At 40.4% G+C, this 24,916-nt stretch carries 17 protein-coding genes; 9 read left to right on the forward strand and 8 right to left on the reverse strand.

Annotated elements, in window-relative coordinates:
- Positions 1-5 precede the first annotated feature (5 nt).
- Positions 6-1,811: a cytochrome c peroxidase gene (locus Q0954_RS19085; RefSeq protein ID WP_299459193.1), complete on the forward strand. Its 1,806-nt coding sequence runs from the start codon at positions 6-8 to the stop codon at positions 1,809-1,811.
- Between the two features lie 400 nt (positions 1,812-2,211).
- Here Q0954_RS19085 and gldJ read toward each other — a convergent pair whose 3' ends face one another.
- From gldJ to Q0954_RS19105, 4 genes are all read right to left on the reverse strand, one after another.
- Entirely contained in the window at positions 2,212-3,600 is a 1,389-nt protein-coding gene (gene gldJ / locus Q0954_RS19090) for a gliding motility lipoprotein GldJ (RefSeq protein WP_366916751.1), read from the reverse strand.
- A 136-nt stretch (positions 3,601-3,736) separates the two neighbouring features.
- A complete protein-coding gene (mfd, locus tag Q0954_RS19095) occupies positions 3,737-7,150 on the reverse strand; it encodes a transcription-repair coupling factor (RefSeq protein ID WP_299459194.1) in 3,414 nt (1,137 codons plus the stop codon).
- Between the two features lie 154 nt (positions 7,151-7,304).
- Positions 7,305-7,994, reverse strand: a complete 690-nt coding sequence (locus tag Q0954_RS19100) for a LytTR family DNA-binding domain-containing protein (RefSeq protein WP_299459195.1) — start codon at positions 7,992-7,994, stop codon at positions 7,305-7,307.
- A gap of 8 nt (positions 7,995-8,002) precedes the next feature.
- Positions 8,003-9,700, reverse strand: coding sequence for a histidine kinase (locus Q0954_RS19105; RefSeq protein ID WP_299459196.1), 1,698 nt, complete (start codon positions 9,698-9,700; stop codon positions 8,003-8,005).
- A 457-nt stretch (positions 9,701-10,157) separates the two neighbouring features.
- Between Q0954_RS19105 and Q0954_RS19110 the strand changes: the two genes are divergently transcribed.
- From Q0954_RS19110 to Q0954_RS19145, 8 genes are all read left to right on the forward strand, one after another.
- Positions 10,158-10,334, forward strand: a complete 177-nt coding sequence (locus Q0954_RS19110; protein ID WP_299459197.1) for a hypothetical protein — start codon at positions 10,158-10,160, stop codon at positions 10,332-10,334.
- 181 nt (positions 10,335-10,515) lie between these two features.
- Positions 10,516-12,258, forward strand: a complete 1,743-nt coding sequence (locus Q0954_RS19115; protein WP_299459198.1) for a serine hydrolase — start codon at positions 10,516-10,518, stop codon at positions 12,256-12,258.
- A gap of 199 nt (positions 12,259-12,457) precedes the next feature.
- Positions 12,458-13,018, forward strand: coding sequence for a CbrC family protein (locus tag Q0954_RS19120; RefSeq protein ID WP_299459199.1), 561 nt, complete (start codon positions 12,458-12,460; stop codon positions 13,016-13,018).
- A gap of 120 nt (positions 13,019-13,138) precedes the next feature.
- Positions 13,139-14,056, forward strand: a complete 918-nt coding sequence (locus Q0954_RS19125; protein WP_299459200.1) for a DM13 domain-containing protein — start codon at positions 13,139-13,141, stop codon at positions 14,054-14,056.
- Positions 14,057-14,089: 33 nt separating this feature from the next.
- Complete coding sequence (locus Q0954_RS19130) at positions 14,090-14,974, forward strand: transporter (protein ID WP_299459201.1); 885 nt, start codon at positions 14,090-14,092, stop codon at positions 14,972-14,974.
- 163 nt (positions 14,975-15,137) lie between these two features.
- Positions 15,138-15,860, forward strand: coding sequence for a hypothetical protein (locus Q0954_RS19135; protein ID WP_299459202.1), 723 nt, complete (start codon positions 15,138-15,140; stop codon positions 15,858-15,860).
- Positions 15,861-15,934: 74 nt separating this feature from the next.
- Positions 15,935-16,957, forward strand: coding sequence for an SPASM domain-containing protein (locus tag Q0954_RS19140; RefSeq protein ID WP_299459203.1), 1,023 nt, complete (start codon positions 15,935-15,937; stop codon positions 16,955-16,957).
- Between the two features lie 257 nt (positions 16,958-17,214).
- The gene (locus tag Q0954_RS19145) at positions 17,215-18,042 is read left to right on the forward strand and encodes a mechanosensitive ion channel domain-containing protein (RefSeq protein WP_299459204.1); all 828 of its coding nucleotides are present in this window, start codon (positions 17,215-17,217) and stop codon (positions 18,040-18,042) included.
- A gap of 99 nt (positions 18,043-18,141) precedes the next feature.
- Here Q0954_RS19145 and Q0954_RS19150 read toward each other — a convergent pair whose 3' ends face one another.
- The 4 genes from Q0954_RS19150 to Q0954_RS19165 form a co-directional block, all read right to left on the reverse strand.
- The gene (locus Q0954_RS19150; RefSeq protein ID WP_299459205.1) at positions 18,142-21,411 is read right to left on the reverse strand and encodes a VWA domain-containing protein; all 3,270 of its coding nucleotides are present in this window, start codon (positions 21,409-21,411) and stop codon (positions 18,142-18,144) included.
- 145 nt (positions 21,412-21,556) lie between these two features.
- On the reverse strand, positions 21,557-22,531 hold the full coding sequence (locus Q0954_RS19155; protein ID WP_299459206.1) for a DUF6089 family protein: 975 nt from the start codon (positions 22,529-22,531) through the stop codon (positions 21,557-21,559).
- A gap of 380 nt (positions 22,532-22,911) precedes the next feature.
- On the reverse strand, positions 22,912-23,775 hold the full coding sequence (locus Q0954_RS19160) for a universal stress protein (protein ID WP_299459207.1): 864 nt from the start codon (positions 23,773-23,775) through the stop codon (positions 22,912-22,914).
- 267 nt (positions 23,776-24,042) lie between these two features.
- The gene (locus Q0954_RS19165; protein ID WP_299459208.1) at positions 24,043-24,465 is read right to left on the reverse strand and encodes a hypothetical protein; all 423 of its coding nucleotides are present in this window, start codon (positions 24,463-24,465) and stop codon (positions 24,043-24,045) included.
- Between the last annotated feature and the right edge of the window lie 451 nt (positions 24,466-24,916).

A 24,916-nucleotide genomic window follows, 5' to 3' on the forward strand; every position in this document is an offset into this window, starting at 1 on the left:
ATTTTATGAAACTGCTTTTCAGGTTCACTCTCGCCCTTACCATAGGAGGCTGGTTGATTGGCTGTGCTGCCAAAGACCCATCCAATACTGTTCACAAAACCGATTACTTTGCGAAGGTTCAACAAGTATACACTCAAGACATTAGTCAGTGTATTGAATGGCTTGATAGCCTGGAACAAGCCAATTCCAGAAAAGCCCTGGAAAAATATTACCTAAAAGCCCGTCAATATTTTAAATACGCTGAGCCTGTACTGGCTTTTATGGAAATAGAAAATTATAAGTTTTTGAATCAACCCAATATACTCAAGGTAGTAGAAGAAGATGCCACCGACATAAAGGTGAAAAAACCGGCAGGTTTTCAGGTATTAGAAGAACAAATATTTACTGATAGCCTGGACAAAGCGGCCATCAAAAAAAATGCAGCGCTTACCCGTAACCGTCTCAAACTTATCAGAAAAAACACCCGTTTTACTTCTCATAAACCCTATCATTTTTTATGGCTCCTGCGTGATGCCATTGCCAGAGTAGCACTCACTGGTGTTACCGGGTTTGACTCACCTGTACTAGAGCAATCGCTCAGCGAAAGCGCCTGGATATACCAACGTCTCCAGGACTATTTGCAAATATTCCGACCTGAGTTTAAAGACAACACTTTATTCAAACAATGGAGGCAGGCCATTGACCAAAGTGTAGCTGCCCTCAAAGGAGACTTTAACCAGTTTGACCGTTATGCTTTTATTCAACAGCATACCCATCCTCAACTTAAGCTATGGGTAAAAACCGTAGATGCCTGGCAAGTGCAGTTTCCTTTTACGCTGGCGCTTAATCATGCAGCTACTTCTTTGTTTTCAGACAAAACTTTTAATCTTGCGTATTTCTCTGATCCCAAACTAGGGGTACATTCTGCCGACAAAGTAGCCTTGGGCAAACGCTTGTTCAACGATGTAAACCTGTCGGCAGATAAGACAATGAGCTGTGCCAGTTGCCACCAGGCAAAAAAAGGTTTTAGTGATGGCTTGGTTACCCCCACCGGGCAAACTCGAAATAGTCCTACATTATTGTATGCCGCTTTGCAACAAAAGTTTTTTTATGATGGGCGGGCAGGTAGCTTAGAAGGTCAAATCGTTTCGGTGGTAAAAAACACCAAAGAATTTCATACCGATCTGGCAAGCATAAAAGCATTCATTAACCGCACTGTAGACTATAAAACAACGTTTGAAAAACTGTATAAGCGTGGCGTAAACGATCTTAACATTCGCCATGCCATTGCCAGTTATATAAGAAGTCTGGCACCGTTTAACTCTAGGTTTGACCGCAACCTGAACCAACAAGAGCAAACCTTGACTGAGGAAGAAATCAAGGGTTTTAATTTGTTTATGGGTAAAGCAAAGTGTGCGACTTGTCATTTTCCTCCCACCTTTAATGGCACCATACCACCAAATTTCCGTGAAACCGAGTTGGAAATGCTGGCTGTGCCCCAAAAGCCTGATACTGCCAATGCCACTATAGACCCCGATTTGGGCAGGTACCACTTATTTAAGGTAAACGAACGTAAGTTTTTCTTTAAGACGCCTACCGTGCGCAATGTAGCCCAAACAGCCCCTTATATGCACAATGGGGCATACCCTACGCTAGAGTCAGTAGTAGATTTTTATAACCGAGGGGGAGGGGCTGGCATCGGTATCAACCAACCTTTACAAACATTACCACCTGATAGGTTGAACCTTACAGAGGCAGAACAAGCCGCATTGGTGGTGTTTATGAGGAGCTTGAGTGACAAGAAGAGTAAACGGGTAAATAATATAAAGTAAGTACTAAGTCCAATTATAGCTAATTGCACCTATATGCATTGGTATTCAAGATTTGCTATTAGGAGTGTACGAAGTCTTGTAATCACCTGATAATAAGTGTTTTGCAAGGTTAAAGCGAACTAAAACAAAGTTGTTTTCACTTTTAAAAGGCGGCGTATACGCTCATGTTTGCTCTTTGCTAGGGCGACCATTCCGATAAATCGGGAACTTCCATTACATTACAGCAAGGGTGGCCCCTACAATTAATACCTTGATTTAAATATAAATCCCTGTATATCAAAGGCTTTTAAAACTTCGTATAGTTCTAATTTGCTATTACTTATTGAGGTTGTTCTAATAAAAAAAAGGGTAGTCAATCAAATTGACTACCCTTTTTTTAACAAAAGTATATTCAGTAATATTATTTATTTTTTCTACGAGTCTCTCCATCTCTTTCACCAGCCATAATCATTGCGCAACGGAAACCGATAGCAGCAGTACGACCATTTTTATCTAAGAAACGACGAGTACCAGGAGAACACCAGTAAGCCACATCTTTCCAAGAAGCTCCTTTGTATACACGAACATCATCATTTACTAATGAGTTCAAAGTTGTGTTTCCTTGTGAGTTGGCAGGGTTATAAGGCTTTTTATCATCGCTGTATACACTCTTAGTGGTATCAGGATTAAGCTTAGTGCTATCAAGTCTTTGACGACGAACAGGGTTCAAGTCATCCACATCACGGAAAGAGTTTGGACGATACACATCCTCTACCCACTCACTTACGTTACCTGCCATATTATACAAACCGTAGTCGTTAGGAGGGTAAGCAAATACATATTCAGTGATCAAAGCACCATCATTTAGTTTACCAGCAATACCAGCATAGTCACCACGACCACGCTTAAAGTTGGCAAGCATATAACCCATTGGGTACTTCTTAGTATCGTAAGGGTTTCTTACAGAGTGACCATCCCAAGGATAAATACGTCCGTTAGATTGGTTTTCGTCATTATATTGAGTACCAATTAAAGCTTTAGCAGCGTATTCCCACTCAGCTTCAGTTGGTAAACGGAAATCAGGTACAACTACACCAGACTCCAAAGGTAATTTTTCGCCATTGGCAAAGTCAGGTACAGATTCGATTTTACCAGACTTTTCTGCTTCTAATGCCAGGTTCTCGTTTACAACCATTGTACGCCAGCGACAAAAGTCTTGTGCCTGTACCCAGGAAATTCCTACTACAGGAAAGAAACGGAAACCAGGATAACGTAGGTAGTTGGCTACGTAAGAGTCGTTATAGGCGAGTTCACTTGCCCAAACAGTAGTATCAGGAAGCAAAACCTGATCTCTGTATGTTTTTAGGTCAGTAAAACCGGGAGGGAGCCGAGATGAGTTGTCTGGGTTTTCATAATATGCCATATATTCTAACCAGTGGATATTGGCCACCTCGGTTTGGTCCATAAAGAAAGACTGAATACTGGCGGTTCTTTCTACGTTATCGTGAGAAAACATAATATCTTCTTCAGAAGAACCGAGGGTGAAGCGCCCTCCTTCAATAAACACCATATTAGGAGCATCGGGTTGTCCCTCGTACTCTGATACTTTGAAGCTATACTCAGAGCCTTTTTCACCTGCTTCTACGTTATACTTTACTCCCGTTACCATACTCTTTTGGTTCTTCCGGTGAACGTTCTTACTGTTTTGTAAGCCTTTAGGTTCCCGGTTAAACAAAAAACAAGAGGTCAGCATCGTAGAGCAAACTGTAAACAGACAAAATTGCTTAAAGAGCTGCATTTTATTATTCATAACCTGTTTAAACTTAAATTTATTGATAGAAAATTTAAAGCGTATAAATACAAAAGTACACTTATTATGCCAAATTCAACGTATATCCTTTGGGGAAAGTTTTTGTATTTTTTGTTTTTTACTCCCCTTATCAACGCTATTTTATAGAGGATAGTATAGAGATCGCTTGCTGAATTGAATTTACCTCGGCAAATATAATAATTGGTTTTTGCTTATGTTCCTTTAAGCGTGTTTTTTGAGGGTTTTGCTGCAAATACTGGATGATTTTACCAAAGGTATCAGACTTAAAATAGTCGTCATTTTCAGAGTTAAAATAGCCTTTCATTGCCCCGTTTTTAAGTGTAAGTTTGGTCATTCCCAAACGTTCTGCTTCCCACCTTAGCTTGACAGTTTCTATCAAATCGCTTACCTCTGATGGTGGGTTGCCAAACCTGTCCTGAACCGAGATTTTAAACTTATTGAGTTCTTCTGCTTCTTTAATATTATCAAGGGTAGTATACAAACTAAGCCTTTCAGTAATGTTTGTAACATAGTTTTCGGGAATTAAAATGGCCAAATCTGTTTCTATTACACAGTCCGTTTTGATTTCCTTGATAGCAAGTTCGCTTTCAAACAACTCCCTAAATTTGGTCTCTTTCAATTCTTGAATTGCTTCATCCAATACTTTGTGGTACATTTCAAACCCCAGGTCACTAATAAAACCACTTTGCTCGGCACCCAACAAGTTACCTGCACCTCTGATATCCAAGTCACGCATAGCAATCTTAAAACCATCGCCCAAGTCAGAGAACTCCTCCAAAGCCGACAATCTTCTACGCGACTCTACATTGAGTAAAGTAGATGCAGGCGCAAGCAAATAACAATAGGCTTTACGGTTAGAACGCCCTACTCTGCCCCGCATTTGGTGCAAGTCGGCAAGCCCAAAAGTATGCGCCATGTCTATAATAATGGTGTTAGCATTGGGCACATCCAGTCCGGCTTCTATGATATTGGTAGAAATTAATACATCGTATTCGCCCTCGATGAACTTCATCATAATTTTCTCTAGCTTAGGTCCCTCCATTTGCCCATGAGCAACCCCCACGTGGGCATCAGGTACTAGCTTAAGTACATTATTAGCTATTGATATAATATCTTTGACTCTGTTATGTACAAAAAATACCTGTCCACCTCGGCGTAGCTCAAAGCTGATGGCATCGCGAATAACTTCATCGTTAAAGGTGTGTTGTTCGGTAGTCACTGGTTGGCGATTGAGTGGTGGGGTTTGAATAATAGACAAGTCGCGGGCTCCCATTAATGAAAAATGCAAGGTACGGGGAATAGGTGTAGCCGTAAGCGTAAGCACATCTACATTTACTCTCATTTCTTTGAGGCGTTCTTTGGTTTTTACCCCAAACTTTTGTTCTTCATCTATTACCAACAACCCAAGGTCTTTAAATTGGACATCTTTATTTACAATACGATGAGTCCCAATCAAGATATCTACTTTACCTTCGTTTACTTCTTTCAGGGTGGCTTTGATTTGCTTGCTCGTTTTAAAACGATTGATATACTCTATATTACAGGGAAATTTTTCTAGTCGGTTTTTAAAGGTTTTGTAATGTTGTAGGGCGAGAATGGTAGTAGGTACCAATATTGCCACCTGTTTGCCATCATACACTGCCTTAAACGCTGCTCGAATGGCTACCTCGGTTTTGCCAAAACCAACATCACCACAAATCAAACGATCCATAGGACTACTTTGCTCCATGTCAGCCTTTACATCAGCAGTGGCTTTTGCCTGGTCGGGGGTATCTTCATATATAAAAGACGACTCCAGCTCTGCCTGAAGGAAGCTGTCTTGACTAAAAGCAAAACCTGGGGCAGATTTACGTTTGGCGTATAGTTCTATCAAATCTTCGGCAATGTCGAGTACCCGTTTTTTCACCCGTTTCTTCTTGGTTTCCCATTCAGGCGAACCTAACTTGTGTACTTTTGGAGGGGCAGAATCTTTGCCAGAATATTTACTGATTTTATGCAATGAGTGAATGCTCACGTACAGTAGGTCATCGTCGCGGTATACCAGGCGAACCGCCTCTTGTACTTTGCCATTGGCTTCTACCTTTTCAAGCCCGGCAAACCTGCCTACTCCATAGTCTACGTGGGTCACATAGTCACCAGGGTTAAGTGCCTTAAGTGCCTTCATGGTAAGCGCCTTTGACTTGGAGTGACGTTTGCCTGCCCTATACCTATGAAAACGCTCAAAAATCTGGTGATCAGTATAACACACAAAACGGTTGGCATGATCCACAAAACCTTCACGTAACGAAACCCCTAGAGCCTCAAAATTTACGTGAGGGTCAAGTTCATCAAATATTACGTGAAGACGTTCTACCTGGCGCAGCGAGTCGGCAGCAATAAAGTTGGCATAGCCTTGACTTTGCCGCTCTTTGAGGTCGTCAATAAGGAGCGCAAAGTCTTTGTTAAACGAAGGTTGAGGCTTTGCTTCTTGCTCCAGGCGTTTGTCTGACTTAAAGTGGAACCGCTTACCAAATTCAACTGTGGTAAACTCCAGTAGCTTTTCCTCGAAAGAGGCCTGCGTTTCAAACAGCACGTCAGGGTCGTTGATGACTTGAGTATTGCCGCTTTTTTCCAGAATCTCTTTAAAATTGTTTGCCACTTTCGTGAAACTCTTCCGGATAACATCCATTGTAGCATCATAGTCTTTGAGCCATACCTTGGTATTGTTAGGCACAAAGTTGAGAAATGACTCACGAACTTCTTGCACCAATTTGGTTTGTACATTGGGAATAATGGCGATTTGGTTTACCTGCTCTATAGAAAGTTGGCTCTCAGGGTCAAACAAGCGAATGCTTTCCAGCTCATCGTCAAAAAACTCAAGGCGGTAAGGGTAGTCGTTGGAGTAAGAAAAAATATCGACAATCCCCCCCCGGATAGAAAACTGCCCGGCTTCGTATACAAAATCGGTTTTATCAAAGTCGTAAGTATGCAGTATTTCGGCAAGAAACTCAATGTCAACCTTTTCGCCTACTTCGGCAGTAAATGTATTTTCCAGCAAAGATCGTTTATTGATTACTTTTTCGACTAAAGCGCTGGGGTAAGTTACTATCATAAACCCCTCATGATTGGTGAGGTTTTCTTCATTGGCTTTGCCAGCATCAATACTTACTACCTGAGGGTTGCTTATTTGTTGGTTGATGCGGTTGAGCACCTCGGCACGTTCCAATATATTGGCGTTTTCGACCTCCATAAATTTGTAAGGGCGTTTGTAAGAAGAAGGAAAAAACCAAATATTTTTTTTACCCAGTAGGTTTTGCAAGTCATTATAAAAATATAAGGCTTCGTCCCGGTCATGCAGTACCAAAATATGATTGATACGTTGGTTTGCCTCAGTATGAATTTTATAGGTGGCACTTGCCATTACTGAGTCCAGGCTTCCTACCAGCCCCTTGACCTGAACACGTTCGGGGGTGCTGGAGCTGAGGTATTGGGCGAGCATTTGAGTGAGGCTGTCTTTAGTATAGTGGTCTACAAAATCCCTGATCTTCATAAGTATCTGTTGAGGTGCTATTAAAGTTTTGCAAATATACACAAGCTATAAGGGTAAATGCAAAACCAATGTGAGAGTATGAATTCCATTGTTCAGGCTAAAAAATATTTTTAACCATGGAGACACCATTTTTAACTACTTTGACGGCAAAAAGTTAAACCCATTTTTCTTTTAAATACTTATATTTAGTTCTACCAATGGGCAAGCTGGTACCATTTTTCAGGATCAACTCATACTTGCTTCCTTGATAAATACAAATATCTTTGGCTTCATTCATTTGAGCAAGGTATGACTTATGGATACGCTCAAAGTTTGGGGGCAATAAATGATGTAATTTGTCCAATGCCTTGTCGTGCAATACTTTTTCTCCATTTTTAAGAAATACCTCCGAGTAATTGCCTGCCCCTTGTACATAGATTACCTCCTCTATAGGTACCAAGCGGATACGCCCATTGTGTTTGATGGCTAAAAATTTTAAATTATTTACTGACGTCAACCGTAAGCGGTTCAAGGCTTTTTGCAATCTATCACGATTAAATGGCTTAGGCACAAAATCAAGTACCCCATATTCGAAGGCTTCTATGGCACGCTCCTGATAGGCCGAAATAACAATGGTATGAAACGATTCTGCCATCAAGTGGGTCAGTAAATCAAATCCGTTTTTACCATTCAGGTTTAGGTCAAGTAGTAATAAATCAACCACATTTGTTTTGAGGTATTCTTGTGCCATTTCCAGCGATGAAAACTCATTCATTTGAGTAATTTGCCCAGCTAGAATGTCTTTGAGGTGTTTTTTGATTAACTGTAAGATAGGAAACTCATCTTCTACGATTACTATTTTCATTTGTCTGGCTATTTTTTTAGGTGAATGATGTCTTGCCAACCGCTTGAGGTATTTTCTGAATAAAATTCCCATCGCCCCGGAAAACTTTCATCTAACCTGGCTTTGATATAACGGTGCCCGGTGCCATTTGTACCTTTAGTGGTGGCTTCGTTTGTACTTTGACGATGTTTGGAGGTAAATACATAAGTAACACCTTGGGCGTGTAACTGTTGCTTAAGCATAAAAACCAATCCTCCTGCCTGAGCGTCGCTATGGGTGATACCGTTTTCGAGCAGGGTATGAAAAATAGCAGGGGGAATCATTACATCATCTTTTTCACACTGTACATCCAGTGTATACACCGTATTTTTGCGGTAACGCATGACAGCAATATGTGCTTCGCATAAAGCAATCTCTTGCGATAAAGTAATGAGTTTTTGTGAGGAGATTTGAAGCAAAATTTTCAGCTCATCTGCCAGAGCTTCTATCAGTTTTACACTGGTGGCAGGTTCGGCTTCTATCCAACCAATGACAGAAGTAAGGGTGTTCATCAGAAAATGAGGTTGTAACTGTTTTTTAAGCAGTTCTATTTCTAATCTACTCGATCGCAGCAAAGCATTTCTTTCGGTTTGTTGTTGAGCCTTGAGCTGAATACTCAAGGAAATTAACATAAAAACAACCAACCCAAAAAAGCCCAGAAACAAGGTTAAATCGTAGTAATTGAGGCTAATAAAACACGCAAGGATGCCACTAAAGGCTTCTAAGCTTCCCTTTTGCTTTTGCCACATAGCCCTTATAATAATGAGCAAAGCAATGAACAGTGCCGATATGTACATATAAAAAACACCTTCAGGATTGAAGTCGAGCAAGTTCATAATGACCAGCAGCAAGGTAAGCACTAGTAAAATAAGGGGTTGTCGGGGTGGTTGAAAACGCAAGAGGAAAAATAAAACAATGAGGTAGCTAATGGCATAACTTAAGGTGGTGATAATTATTAAGCGGGTAAGGTGCCACGGGTAAGGATATTGGTAAATTGGTTTGCTGTGTTCAAACAAGGTTAATAAACAAAAGCACAGGCTCAACACGCCAAACACCAGTAAAGACGCTTGCCGATAGGCAATGAGGTAAAGCAGCAGGTAATAAATAGCAATGGTAAAAAAACTGCCTGCTAAGATGTATAAGACAGCGGTAAAAATAAGCGGACGTTGAGTGAGTTGATCATAAGTGCCCACCAATAACAAACGAAAACTGTTGGTAGATGAGCGGTGGTAGTTTGACAGTTGAAACAATACCTTATGTTTGCCTTGAGTAGTCAAAGCACGAGGAATAATCACCGTGTTATTCATTTTTCCGGGGACTTCGCTGGCTTTGCTATTGCCTACAATGCCATTGTTGTCAATGAGTTGCCCGTCCCAATAGAGTTTATAAGAAGCTTGCAAAACCACTAACATGCCCAAGTGTCTGTCAGAAGCATTGGCTAAGTCTACTTCTCCCCTTAGTAGGTATGTGCCACTTTTTTTGTGAAAGTCAATTTTTTGTTGCCAAGGTGATACTTCATTAATGTTCTTGAGTTCCAGGCGTTTTATCAGGGTCACATCTTGGCCGTATAGGAGGTCAAATACATAAAAGTTTTGTGCAGAAGTAAGTGACCATATTGTAAGCCCTACCAATATCAACGAAAAGGATAGCAGCGCCCAGATGCTGCTTTTGAGCTGTGTTTTAAACATTGTCTAATATAAGAATATACAAAAGTCAATTTAGCAGATTGTGGCAGAATATGTACAGCAGTTTGTCCAGTTATATAGCCATTGGTCACAGATGCTTTCGTTTGTGAGGGATGACAGCTTATTTTTGAGTAAGAGTATGTTTAAAAATTAGTTTTCTTGTTTATTGTCAATGGTGAAACAGAGCTCCGAATCAAGTTCGGTTTACAACTCCGAACTTGATTCGGAGAATTTAGAAACTCGCTTACGCTCGGTTATAATCTGGACTAAAAAGGCAGCTTTTACGCGCTGACTTTAGTGATTTTAGCCGTTGGCAGAGCTCAGCGCAGCAAAGCTGCAGCTATCGGTTTTCAGCAATAGCTTTGGCTATTCCTTCTAAAATATACTTCGTCAGCACAAAAAATCCATCATTTTTAATTCTGAAGACACGCTTTAAACATACTCTAAACGTAAGTACATAATGCAAAAATTATCATTGTTTTTTTGTGGAATACTCACTGTGCTATGGGCAAGTTTGGCAATCAGGGCTTATTGGCAACAACAAACCCAACAACTACCTGTATTATTGGTGTTGTTGGTGGTAAATCTGATGTTCATGCTGGGTATTCGTTTGTACTACAGCAATCGTATTCGCTAAAAACGGCTTACTATATTACAATAGTCCATAGTATTTAGTCCGTAGTCCATAGCTGATTCGAGTAAATGTTTACCTTGTTAAGCCTTGTAAACCGAACTTGTGAGCTCAACGAAGTTAATCAGTAGTCAAATTTGGCTAAAATCACTGCGGAGTATTGATTTTATACATAAACCATATATTCATGAAAACAATTCAAGTCATTACATTCCTTATTTTATCCGCTTTGGCTTGCCAGGCACAAACTACGCCTTCTACTGTACCCAGTGCAAAAGGCGTATGGAAGGTGGTACTCAAAGAACCCAGAGAGTTGGTGAAAAAATTACGTGTTTACCCTAAAGGGAAAAACTGGAAAGCCCAGTTAGGTACGAAAAATATTCCAATAAAATATCGCAATGGGCAGTTTACCATTCGTTGGAAAAAAGCAAAGTTTGATGGTGAGTTTGCCAGAGATGCGCAAAACCCTCAACAAAAAATAATCAAAGGTTTTTGGCGGCAATATGGCTATGTAGCCCCGGTAGAGCTATACCCAAAAAATAGGGGATGGGAAGGAATGCGTGAAGTTCAGTTTAAACGATTGACCTTTTACTTAGTCATTCGCCCTAAAAAAGGGGGGAATTTCAATGGGTTTATTCATAACCCCGAACGAAATCAAGGCATTTTTATACGAATACGTGAGATTGTACAAAAACAAAGGCAAGTACTCATTTATGGCAGAGACACGACAAGGCCTATATTTAAGGGAATGCTGGCAAAAGATAGTAAAACGCTGCATGTCAAATTTCAAGTGCATGGGATGACAGGAAGGGTGTTACACAAAATAGATACTAAAAAGGAAATATTGGTGCATCCTCGTATGGGACAAAAAACTTATACCTATCAAACTCCTCCCCAATTGAATGATGGGTGGCAAACTGCTTCGTTGGAAAAACAAGGGGCAGATATGGGCAAAATCAAGGTGCTCCTGGAAAAGATATTGACCCGAAAATACTTTCACCTACATAGTATACTCATTGTGCAAAATAATAAGCTCTTGTTAGAAGAATATTTTTACGGGCACCACCGCAACCAATATCACGACACCCGGTCGGCAGGCAAAAGTTTGGCTTCTACTATGGTAGGCTTGGCACTTGACCAAGGCATATTGAATAATGTAGATGAGAAGATTCTTAAGTTTTTTCCTGAGTATAAGGGTTCGATCAAACATGTAGACGATCGCAAAAAGCGTATTCGAATCCGTGACCTCATGTCTATGTCATCGGGGTTTGCCTGCAACGACGACAACTATGACTCGCCAGGGCACGAAGACCGCATGCAAGAGCAAACTGCCCAACCCGACTGGGTAAAGTTTACACTTGATTTGCCTATGAAACATGAACCAGGCAAAAAAGCAATGTACTGTACAGGAGGGGTAAATTTGCTGGGACAAATAGTGTCGAACGTGTCGCGTAAACCAAGTTATGAGTTTTTACAAACGTACTTGTTTGACCCACTGGGCATTAAAAAATACACCATGAATATGACTCCTATGGGCAATGGGTATTTGGGGGGAGGCATTCATATGCGTCCTCGTGACCTTGCCAAGTTTGGGCAATTGTTTGCCAATAAGGGGGTGTGGAAAGGCAAACGAATTATTTCGGAAAAGTGGGTACAACAAGCTACCCAGGGCAGAGCTACCATGCACAACGCTAGTTATAAAAACTATGGGTACAACTGGTGGGTTCATCGTTTTGAAGTAGAGGGTGAAAAATTTCGCTGCTTTTATGCTTCAGGCAATGGTGGGCAACTCATTTTTGTGGTGCCAAAACTTGACTTGGTAACAGTAATTAATGCAGGCAATTATGGGGAAGGACGTTTGTGGCTCAAATACCGCGATGAGATTATGCCTGATTATGTGATTCCGGCATTGATGAAGGCAAAGCGATGAATTAAGCACAGACTACTTTTTTTTGCAAAAGAAAGACACACTTACCTCAAGCATTACATATCTTTCCCACACTTTTGCAAATGAATAATACGAAATGAAACAAACTATACAAAAACGTATCACTGCTTGAGGTGGTACGTTTCACTTATGTCTATCAATTATAAGTGTTGTTTGCTTCTTTCTTAAATTTTTTAAAAACATGTGTGATTTGCCCGTTTTCAAATATAACCCCGACCCAGTAAAGCTGGGGGTAATCAAAAAACAGATAACCCATTGCCCTGTATGTCAACAAGAACGAACCTATGTTTATACTGGACCTTTTTATACCACAGCACAAGTCAGAGGCCTTTGCCCTTGGTGCATTAAAGATGGAAGCGCAGCCCACAAATTTGAAGGTACCTTTCAAGACTATTTAGCAGTAGAAGGAATATCGCCTGATCCGTCTGTTCCTCATGCTATTAATTATGCCAACAGCGTAATAGATGAGCTATTGGAAAAAACACCAGGGTACCATGGTTGGCAGCAAGAAGTTTGGCTCAGCCACTGTAACGAACCTTGTGCAATCATTGATTATGTAGATTGGAAAGAAATTGCTCACCTTCAGGAAGAGTTAATGCCGGATTTAATTGACATTCAAAACAGGTGGAATATATCTCAGACGGAATTACAAGGCTTATTAACAAAGCAAGGAGATATTCAAGGGTACTTGTTTCGGTGTGTCCAATGTAATAAACATAGGCTAACTATAGATGCCAATTAGTGCATAACTTATCCAACCTCTTTTAGTTCCTCAACTTTTTTTCTAAAATGTAACCTGTCTGACACTTTACGTCATTGTAATTCGCTATTTTTATATAAAACATAAAACTATTGATAAACAATGACTCAAAAACTAACCCTTTACAATTGGTTGCTGCTTTTTGTTAGTACGCTTTTTTTGCCTGGTTGTGTAGGCGAAGACGTAAAAGAAGACAGCATCAAGTCTATCGAGATTACCGCCAGTAAAACTGCTTTACTCGCCAACCAAACCAGTCAGGTGACCGCTATATTGCAAAATCCTTTTGATGATAAATTTGAAGGTGAAGTGGCCTGGACAAATACTAACTCTGAAGTAGCTACCATTGATGCCAGTGGAACAGTAACTGCGAAAGGGGAGGGGCAAACTAAAATAACTGCAGTAAAAGACGGAGTAACCAGTAATGAATTGATTATTACTGTGGTGAACAGTCTGACTGCTGTAGCGATGGTAAATGTTACTGCACCAGCCAACAATGTAGCTGTAGGTAATACATTACAGTTGACCGCCACTGCTCAAAATATCAATGGTGAAAACCTTATAGTAGCCAATTATACCTGGAGTAGTAACAATCCCTCCATTGCCACTGTAGACGCCAGCGGTGTAGTGACGGGAGTGACGAATGGTTCTGTAATGATTACTGCCACCACTAATGGTGTTAACAGCCAAAACTTTGAACTGACTATAGGTACAGGGAGTGAACTCAATGGCGAGTTTAGCGGGCTTGGCAACTACAATGTATCGGGTAGGGTAACACTAAAAACGACTGCCAATAATGCATTGGAGATTGTGTTAGCCAGTAATTTTTCTTCGTCGGCAGGTCCAGGCTTACATGTATATCTAAGCAATAGTACTACCGGAGGGTTAGAAGTGGCACCACTTCGCAAAACCTCTGGAAGCGATACTTATCAGGTTTCTGGAGTAGCTCTTGACCAATATAAATATGTGTTGGTGTATTGCAAGCCTTTCAGTGTGACTTTTGGCGCGGCTGAGCTCAAATAAATTGTTGTTTATCCATTCTATAGTAAACTACTCATGAACAAGATATATTTATTATTTTTATTAACTCTGGGTATCGCTGTAGGTGCTCAGGCACAAACCACTTCTGAGTCACGAGCGACCAATACTGTTAGCCCTTTACTCAATGATGTTTGGATAGCCCCTAAATGGCATGGGTATGTACAGTTGAGCCAAACAGCCATTTATGCCCAACAGTTTTATGAAGCTGAAGGCTCAGTGCAAGACATGACCACGGCTGGGTTTTATTCTACAGAGCTAAGTGGCAGGTTGGGTTTGGGCAGTAACCTGGAAGTAAGCCTACAGGCTCCTTTGTTTGTAAGGGCTACCCGCAATGCAGTGCGTTTTCGGAGTAGTCAGAGAGTACAAGCTGGCGACCAGGTAAATACAATTGGCGACATGACTGTGGGTGTAAAATATGGACTGATCAATCGCAAGTCGTTTGTATTAAGCGGCAGTTTGTTATTAGGTGTACCCACAGGTACAACTCAAGGCGGAGAATCTCAGTTATTACAAACGGGTGACGGCGAGTTTAACCAAATCATTGGTCTTGATATAGGCTATGCAATCTCCTCTTTTTATGTCACTGGTGGGGTGGGTTTTAACAACCGTACCAATAGTTTTTCGGATGAAATACGTGCCAATGCTGGGATAGCCTGGGCATACAACCGGTTTTTGGCAATGGTGCAAGCAAACATGGTACATTCGCTCAATAATGGGACAGCCTCTGCCACTCCTGAAAATATTTTTTCTAACAATGTACGTTATGTTACCATTACTCCTAAACTTGCTTTTGCTATTACCCAAAAACTTACCTTCAACGCCAGTGTTGGAGCCATTGTATCAGGACAAAACATGCTGAAAGCACCCGTGTATAATACAGGAGTTTTGTTCCAGTTTTAGTAATGTTACTACACGATTAAAATAATTTGATCACAAAAGCCCTGGCACACTGTCAGGGCTTTTTGTTTTACTTTCAATAATACTTTCCCCAAAGTCTAACCCCTGGTATTGATTCCCGTAAACTTCTCTAAATCAATACACCTATTCACTTTACCCAGATTATATGACACAACATTACTACAGAACTCTTCTTTGCTTTTTTTTCTTGTGCCTGGTTGGGCAAAGCTATGCTCAGATAAACCTCGATAGTAGCCGAAGATTTTTTAAGGCTAAACCACCCGACTGGAAAATCGGAACCCAACTGCAGGTAGGTGTACATACGTTGGGGGTACAAGCAATTAATCAAAAGCTACAGACTGAAGGTTACCGCACGTTTGCTCCTGTAGATCTGCACGTTGGATTTACTTTTTCGCTGGTGTATCGTAAGCACCTGTTTGGCTTGGGGGGTTATGGTCATCGTGCGCATAACGGGGATAACTTTTACCTGAGTCAATACAACTTTGGAGGCAACTACCAATACTTGGTATTGAAAAAGAAGAGCCTGGAGTTTTTTTTCACTGCTGCTGCGCATATTTCAATACTTGAGCTAAGGGCTATCCAGCCCAATCCTACCATTTTCCCTTATAGTTTACTATATACCTTTCCAGTAAAAACGTCGCTTGGTGTAGGGGTAGACAAGTGTACTGGATTCAAGGGTTTGTTTGGGCGCAGCCCCAGGCTAGATGTGCGTGTAGGACTTAGAACTGGTTATGCCCTGCCTTTTAACAACCAATGGAGCGAAAATTTTAATACCAGTCAACCTATAGATGATGTACCTATGGTAAATGCCTCAGGCTATTTTTACCTTAAATTTGTGGTTACATCGCTTATTCCATTGGGGAGTTAACACTATTTCGAGTAATTTTATTGTTGAAGAGGGTGGCTGAGTAGCTACCCTATTTTACCTCATTGTATACACTAATGATTAGCAACCTCAACGATAGTTTTAACTTAGTTTCTAAACTTACCCTGCCCCGTGCCTGGAACGCTGCTAAAGTAGTAAGTAGTTTTTATCTTTCTAAACTTACTAAAAAGCCCCGCCATACTGGGTTGCCCATCAGTATTGCCTTTGAGCCCACTACCTCGTGCAACTTACGTTGTCCGGAATGCCCCAGTGGTTTACGCAACTTTACCCGCCCTACTGGTATGCTGCAAGAAGATGTATTCAAGCAAACCATTGATGAATTACAAAAAACCTTGCTTTACCTTACTTTCTATTTTCAAGGAGAACCTTATCTTCATCCCCAGTTTTTAGACTTGGTTCAATACGCCTCAAGCAAGGGTATTTACACGGCTACGTCTACCAATGCTCACTATCTCAACGATAAAAATGCCCGCAAAACGATCGAATCAGGGTTAGATCGCCTCATTATCTCAATTGATGGTACTACACAAGAGACCTACCAGTCGTATCGTATAGGCGGCAAGCTCGATAAAGTATTGGAAGGTACCCGTAACCTGATACGTTGGAAAAAGCAGCTCAAGTCAAAGACACCCCATGTGGTTTTTCAGTTTTTGGTAGTAAAACCCAACCAACACCAAATAGCCGAAGTAAAACAACTTGCCAAAGAGATTGGGGTAGACAAAGTGGGACTCAAAACAGCGCAGATTTATGACTATGCTCAAGGTTCGCCCCTGATACCTACCATTGACAAATACTCACGCTATCAGCTACAAGGCGATGGCACCTATAAAATAAAAAATAAACTAATAAACCACTGCTGGAAAATGTGGCACTCTTGTGTAATTACCTGGGATGGACTGGTAGTGCCATGCTGTTTTGACAAAGATGCTCACTATAGGCTAGGTGATGTTCAGAAACAAAGTTTCAAAGAGTTGTGGCAAGGCAAAAAGTACCAGCAATTCAGGCAAACCCTCATCAAGTCACGCAGTCAAATAGAAATGTGTAAAAACTGTACTGAGGGCACTAAGGTCTGGGGATAAATAGTAACAACCAAACCATTAGTTACAAGTACACCTCATTAAATGTTTGTGGTTAACCAAATGGGTTGTTGTTGAGAGAATGCGTATGACCAAAGAGTAAACATAGAAAATTTTCAAGCCTCATTGCTGAAAATCACTCAAAACCAGTATTTTGTCGACGATTTGAGCTACTTAATCCAATACATTGATTTACTTAAGGGCTAAGTCACGTAAAATCAATCATCTAAATCTAAACAATTACAAAATACCCAAAATTTATGTCAGAATTTAAACAAGCTCTTCAAAACTTTTTCAACTCCATCTCTATTGGAGTGGGCGATTGGGGGTTAAAGCTTATTGGTGGATTTGCCGCCCTCATTATTGGGCTCTGGATTATTCGCATGGTACTCAAAGCGGTATCCCGCGTATTCGACGCCAGTAAAATTGATAAGACACTTCGTCCATTTTTGCTTACTCTGTTGGGTTTTTCCCTTAAAGCATTATTGTTTATCTCTATTGCAGGTATTGTAGGCATTCCTACTGCCTCGTTTGCTGCCTTGATAGCAGGTGTAGGTATAGCCATTGGTGCAGCATTTAATGGTTCATTAGGGCACTTGGCGTCTGGTGTCATGCTATTGATCTTTCGCCCCTTCAAAGTAGGCGATTTGGTAGAAACCAATGGAACCTTGGGCTTTGTCAAAGAAATATCTGTGTTTGTAACTGAACTGGAAACTTTTCAGAACAAAACCGAAATCATTCCAAATGGAGCCATTACTTCTGGAAAAATCACCAATTACTCTACCATTGGCAACCTACGAGTAGACATGTTATTTGCTATTCGTTATGGTGCCGATGTAGAGGCAGCCAAAAAGATAGTTATGGAGGTAATGCAAAAAGACCCCAATGTGTTGAACGAACCTGCCCCACGAGTAGGAGTAAATAATTTGGGAGAGAGTGCGGTAGAATTGGTAGCATTGCCTTTTTCTACGGTAGAGGGTTACTGGGATGTACACTGGGACACTCGCCAACGAATAGTAGAAGCCTTGGGCAAGGCTGGTTACGAAGCACCACTACCACAACGCATTGTAACAATGCAGCAAGGGTAAAACACTACATTTTGCGTAAAGCAACTATTGTATGATCAAACAAAAAAGGCTGATGCTTGAACTCAAGCACCAGCCTTTTTTGCTATCAAGCAATCGACGCTATTCTACCCGCTTACTTTGTGCTTCTTTCACCAATTTATACTTCACATTACGGGCATTTACCTGTTCGTAGTTGCCCTTGCCTTTGGCTACCAACTTTTCAAGAGTTTCAAATTTTTTGGTCATACTGCCAAAGCTAAACACAGATAGATTAATTCCCTTTGCTGCCCGTTTTTCTACCAGTTTATAAATGTATTTACTTATTGGAAACTCTCCATCGGTGGCAAGAATAATCCGATTGTTTCCCCCTTCCTTGAAGTTTTTACTCATCCATTTGTACGCCAACTTGAAACCTGCCTTTACATTGGTTTTTCCTCTTGATCTTAGCTTATCTATCACCGCATTGATTTGCTCTTGGTTGCTTGCCGAGGTAGGCTTCAGCACAATGGCAGCATCTCCGGCATAGATCACAATAGACACGTCGTCTTGAGGACGCATAATACTAATAAGGTATTTAAAAGACTCTTTTAACAAGGGGAGCTTTTCTTTGCTCGCCATAGACCCCGACACGTCTAACAATAACATCAGGTTATTGTGGGCAAAGCCTTTCATACTGGTCATGTTTACTCCCTGATAACTGGTATCTGTTTTTATGACAATTTTGGGTGGGGGCAGTTGTTTTATTTTATGTGAATCACAGTCACAAGGTTTCTTGGCGCTGGTAGTAGTACTTTTTCTAATGCGTTTACCCGGCAAACGTTTGCTTTGAGCCTCACGCACCATTTTGTAGGTAATGTTGCCTTGTGCTACTGCTTCAAGGTTGCCTTTGCCCAGCGATACCAGCTTTTTTAACTTTTTATAAGCCTTGAGCTGGTCGGCAAAACTAAACACCGACAAGGCGATGTTTTCTACACCCTTTTGTTCAATCATTTGATACAAACCCTGGCTGATACTAAACTCTCCATCAGACGCTAAAATAATACGGTTGTTATTGTTACTTTTATAGTTGTTTTGTATCCATTGGTACGCCAGCCTGAGTCCCGCTTCGCCATTGGTACGCCCACTAGACTTCAGTGTATCTATTGCTTGCATAATGTGGGCTTTGTATTTGGCAGAGGTAGGGCGTAGCATTAACTTAGCTTCTGAACCAAACACTACTACAGACACCTTGTCTTCAGGGCGCATAATATTTACAAGGTACTTCAGAGCGTTCTTGAGCATAGGCAACTCGTTTTTCATTGACCCCGACACATCTAATAACAACATAAGGTTGTTATGGGCAAACCCTTGCATACTGTTCATGTTTACCACCTCACTGGCATCTCCGCAGTCACAGGGAGTATAACCCACCTTTTCGAAAGATAAAACTTTAGGGTATAGCATTTTTTTAAGGGTAGGTTGTACTACAAACTTTATCGATTGATTAAATTTTTTAATCAGTGTATTGTACTTGTAGTAAAGCCCTTGAATAGTTTGTGCCGATACCCGGTATTTGCCTTGTGCTTGAGCTATAGACTCAGTGGCCTGTACAAAAGACTTAACACTACGCCAGTTACGCTTAAGCAGTCGATTTTTACGGGAATAATCTATTTTTACGTGGGCAAACTCACTGGTAAGTGGTGTAGCCATGTTTTGCTTGAGCAATGCCTGAGATTTTTTCTGCATAAAGTCTTTAGCTGCAAGCATGACTGGTTCGCCCAAGTTTAAGGCTTTACTTAGCATTTGTTGGGCGCGGCTTGGAGGCAAAGCATTTTTATTGGTTGGATAAGCATTCTTTATTTGTTGAATATTGGCTTGTAGCCCATTTCTTTGTTCATCAAATATGTCAAACAGGTATTGATAACGCTTGAGAATTTGTTTAGACTTGGCAAACTGGTCTGTTTGATATCCTCGTTTTTTTAAGTATTCGTTTAAATGATACCCTAAACCTACCATTTCTTCCAAAATATTTTGAATGTTTTGCATTTGGGCATTGAGCACCAACTGGTAAGCCTGGGGTAGCTTTTGACTGCCTTGCTGTACTTTGTAAAACAATGACTTGGGGTAGTAGTAATTACGGGTAAAGTAACTAGGGTAATAAATATATTTTTTTCGGGGACGTTTGGTACGAGGGTCTATAGGCAAGTTTTTATTGTCAGCCTGTTCTTTTTCTTGTCTTTCTATGCGTTTTATTGTCTTGTCATGCCGCACAATGGTACTTACCAAGCGGTTATTTCGGTTAATAGAGTGGTTGATACACTCTACGTAATTATTCAAAGCACTTAATACTTTTAAACTAATGGGTTGGTTATGTGACTGCAGCGATAACGGAGGTACTGGTTTTTTTTGAAAGGTATTGGTTTTAGGGGGCATATTGCCATTTTTGGCTGCAGGCAAGGCGTGAGTACTAAATCGGGGAGCTACCTGGCTATGGTACAAAAAATATAGCTGATTGCGACGACAGTTGTCTACATACTGCTTAAAGTAATTATATACTGAATAACGACTTGAGTAGTAGCTAATTCGGTAGCGAGAGTTTTTGTAAGTTATAGTGCTTTGGTCCCAAAGCTTTCGGCGACTTTCCAGTAAACTGTTGGCAGCTCGTAAAAAACTGGTATAAGACATAATAGCAAAACCACGTATAGGAGCTTCATTAATGGTAGGCAACGCTTTCAAGTGCTTTTCAAGTGCTTGTACACTCTCTTTCAGTAACGCTTCATTTACATTTGCCTGAGGTGAAATAGTTTCTAAACTAAAGGCTATTTTTTGTTGAAAACGATCTTCTGCTCTCAATAACTCCCGCATTTTTCGCTCTACCCTATGGTGAGGGTCTGAAGCTTTGTATGCCTGCTTACCCATACGCAGTACTTGGTTTTGCAAGCGTTGGCTTTGTGTCTGCAATTGCGCAAACAGTTTTTCATAGGCAGCGATTACTTCATCATTATGAGCAAACTTGTCTTTCTGATAAGACTTAGAAACATAGTATTGTTTGAGATCACTCTCAAGGGCAGCAAATTTATCAAAAATGCGATAAACAGCCTTGGCCTCAGCATTGAGCCCTGCAATACCTCCACGCAATGCCTTGTTGTATTTGTCCTTTAATAAGAAGGTAATCTTTTTGTCGCAAAAAGAGGGTCTAATATTATAGTATACACGCTGCATTCGTTTGTAACGCTGCACTTTTCGGTAATGAGACGATAAGCACCTGAGCATGGTTTTGGCTTCTTTTGACACTTGGTAATTAAATTGTAGGTAGCGATTCAATATTTTTTGTCGTTCGGAGCTCAATTGCCCAAAGGAGGGTAAAATAATACTAGAAGCCAGCACAAGGCTTAGAATAAATGCTTTCATAACTTTGGTGTTTTTAAAATAGGTTCTTAGTGTATTGGGTGCTGGTGAAAGATAGCAAAATTAATTGTGTTTAAACCAACTGTCTAACCTGTGGTTGGCTTGATGAAGCGTTTATAAAGATATTTAAAGAACAAATAGAGGCCAATTAGTAACCAAATCTTCTACGGCGAAACTTGGGGCGATGGTTTGATTTATTGATAATCACCTCAAAACGAAAGCCTGCAATGAGATAGAGGTCATTAAAACTTGCTTCCCCACGTTTATCGCGGCGTTCACCGTACCCTGCCAATACACTATAGGTATTTCCATCGCTGCCTGTAACGTCAATTGTTGGGTGAAAATTTGGAGCGCGGGTTTGTCCTGAAACAGCTGCTTGAGTTTCTAACCCACGCGTGGCCATAGTTCTTACCAAGTCTGTTTGCAAGTCACCCATATCAGGGTATAGTCCACTTACATCATCCAGGTGGTCAAAAAAGGTGTACCGCAGGGCGAGCTCAAACGATAGTGATGAAAAAGGAGTGATGTTCCAACGTGCCCCTATGCCGCCAATTGCGGCTGGCTGGATAAGTGAATAGGGCTTGGCATACCCTGGCTTACCCGACTGTTGTCCTTCGGTACCTAAAGGCTGCAAGTCTACCCAAGAGTTACTTTGTTCTACCGGAGTTTTGGCCTGAGGGCTATGATGAAACACCGCAGCACCAGCTAATATATAAGGAGTAAATATTCGGCGTTGATTGAACCTTCCTTTACTGGGGAAAATATCGTATACGCCTATTAAAGCAAACTCTAAAATGTTATTCCGAAAATGTAGATTTCTGGCATAACGAAACTTATGTCGAGGGTGATCAGGGTTTGCTGCTTTAAAATCATCTCCCCTTATTTGCCCATAGGTAAGGTCGGCACGCAAGTGAAAGTGGTCGCTAAACTTGCGTGAAAGACTAAGGGTAAGGCTAGGGCGGGTAAGGCTAAACTCAGTAGACACATAGTTGCTGGTAGGGTTGAGGTCGCCAAAATAATGCATTGACCCCAGTTGTACACCAGCCGTCATGTAGCTCTCTGTAAAGCGCTTAAATATACGTTGTGCGTTAAGTTGAGAGAAACTTACATATAATAAAATCAATGTACATCCTAAAATTTTTTTATAACACATATCTCCTGTTCCTTACTTTAACCTGATAGTTGACAATTGTCTTTAGCTGTGAATTTGAATACAAAACTACCCAAAGTGATGTAATATCTTTCAAAAAAACGTCCAAAATACTAAAGCACATATCTTTGACTTCAAAAACTTACGTGAAATTGATAGCGAACCCCAAAATTATGTAGAAAACAGTGATTTTTGAGCAAAATGCTGTTCACCGAAGGAATAATGAGCCTACCTAACAAAAGAAAACTGCGGTGCTTGCCGCAGTTTGTGAGTAAATGAATTGCTCAAAAAAACAGGAGTGATGTGTTATCTATTGTGAGTAAATAAAATGACATTATTATGTTGGTATTTTCCTATATATAGCCCAGTTTCAGGTTTACCGTAAGCACAGGTTTTTCTGAATGATTAACTACACCTTCTGCAATGCTACCCATAAAGAAGTGCCACAAACCTTTACGTTGGTTGGTGGGAATTACTATTACATCTGCATCTATTTCCTTAGACGCATTCAATACTCCTATCTCCTCATTTTTATCTGAGTAGGTGTGAAATGTGTAGTTTTTTAACCTTGATTTATACACAAACTCTTCTTTTCTTTTTTCAAGTTCTTTACTTGTAAGAAAATTATTGGGTGTATTTATATACAACAAGTGGATATGATTTCCCCAAAATACCTGTAATTGTTGCAAACGGTTAAGGGCAATAAACTGCTCTTCTTCAAGGTTAGTAGCAAATAGTACCGACTTCACCTCAAAGTTTTCTACCTTTTGAGGGATGGCAAGCACTGGACAAGTCATGTGACGCACTAGTTTTTCAGTGTTCGAGCCAGTCAGCACTTCTTCCAGACCTGAAGCGCCCGAAGTACCAGCCACAATCAATCGTACATCATTCTCTTTAGTGGCGTGGTGCTTGGCTTGTTGCAAAAAATTCCCGGTTTCCACCAATACATCTATCTCTATTCCTGCATATTGTGCACTACCAGCTATGTTTTCAAGCTCAGCCTTGGTAGCTTTTACCATTCGATTAAAGTGTTCTACCTGAGAGTAATCCACCCTAAAATCAGGGTGTATGCTGCCTTCTGCCATCAATGGTTCTATGACATGAAACAATACAATGCTTACATCATTTTTTTTGGCGCTTTGATTTGCCAAAGAAAAAGCTACTTCTAAAGCATTTTGCGATTGTTCGGAAAAATCGTAAGGTACAAGTATCTTCATTGGGTGATAGTTATAAAGAATGTTAATCAGCTATTAAATAACTATGCCAAAATACGTGATATATTCTGGATGATTCTATGATATTTATCAGGCAATATATTATTTTTTGTTCGATCGCTCCAAACATTGCTACATAACTCATCAACCCAACATAGCAATAAATCAGATTTGCACCATACAACACCCACCCAACATACAAAGCCCAATTCAAATCAATGAATTAGGCTTTGTGCAAAGTATTAAAAACTTTGGAGGATTTTTTAACTGTTACTCAGACCAATAATTTAATTGTACAAGTACTTGCTCTTTGTCTCCTGTAATTTCAACTGTTTTAGACGATGTTCCAGAGAAATAACCGTCTTGTGAATCGAAACGGTAAGTACCTGGTTCTAAAACAAAAGTGTCGCCACCATACTGCTGTCCGGGTAAAGGATCAGCGTAAATGTATTGACCTGTGGTTACATTATAAGCTACAGGCTCAAACTGGTAACCATAGTCATTGTATACAATGTTGCCATTATCATCTACTGCCTGAACTTTTACCTCTACTTCGTCAAACTCAACATTAGTGCTTGTTCGAAGGTTAGTTTCAGTTTTTTTCGCCGTGTTTACAGGCATCACTTCTTCTTGGCTGTTGCAGGCGCTCAATGCAGTTACAAATGCAAGAGCTAGTACATAAGATTTTTTCATTTTGGTTGTATTTTGATTATATTCCTGAGCTAATTTTCCTTCTTTATGAAGGATGCTCAAACTTATATAAAACCAATTATCTGTATGTGTTAAATTTTAACAAGGTTGATTTTGTTGTTTTAAATGCAATTGACAATCAGTCATTTATATTTTTATTTCACAATAACTTAATCACAATATCATTTTGATGTTGGCTCAATGTCCGTGTTTTTATTGGTTTGTTTACGAAAAACAACGTGCTTGCTTGAGTGTTTGGTTTTCCAGCAGAGCAGTAATTACCTAGAAGATGAGTTTGTCAAGTCAACCGAGAGTTTTTATTGTGGCAAAATCGTCTGTGATAACGGGGGAGTATGATAGAGGTATAAAGATTTGGAAATGGTACTAAAGTAAAAAACGAGACCCTAGCAGAATCTCGTTTTTCTTTCCTAACCACAAAGCTTATTAAATATCT

Origin of the sequence: uncultured Microscilla sp., from assembly GCF_947493425.1 — a bacterium.
Taxonomy (GTDB): Bacteria; Bacteroidota; Bacteroidia; order Cytophagales; family Microscillaceae; genus Microscilla.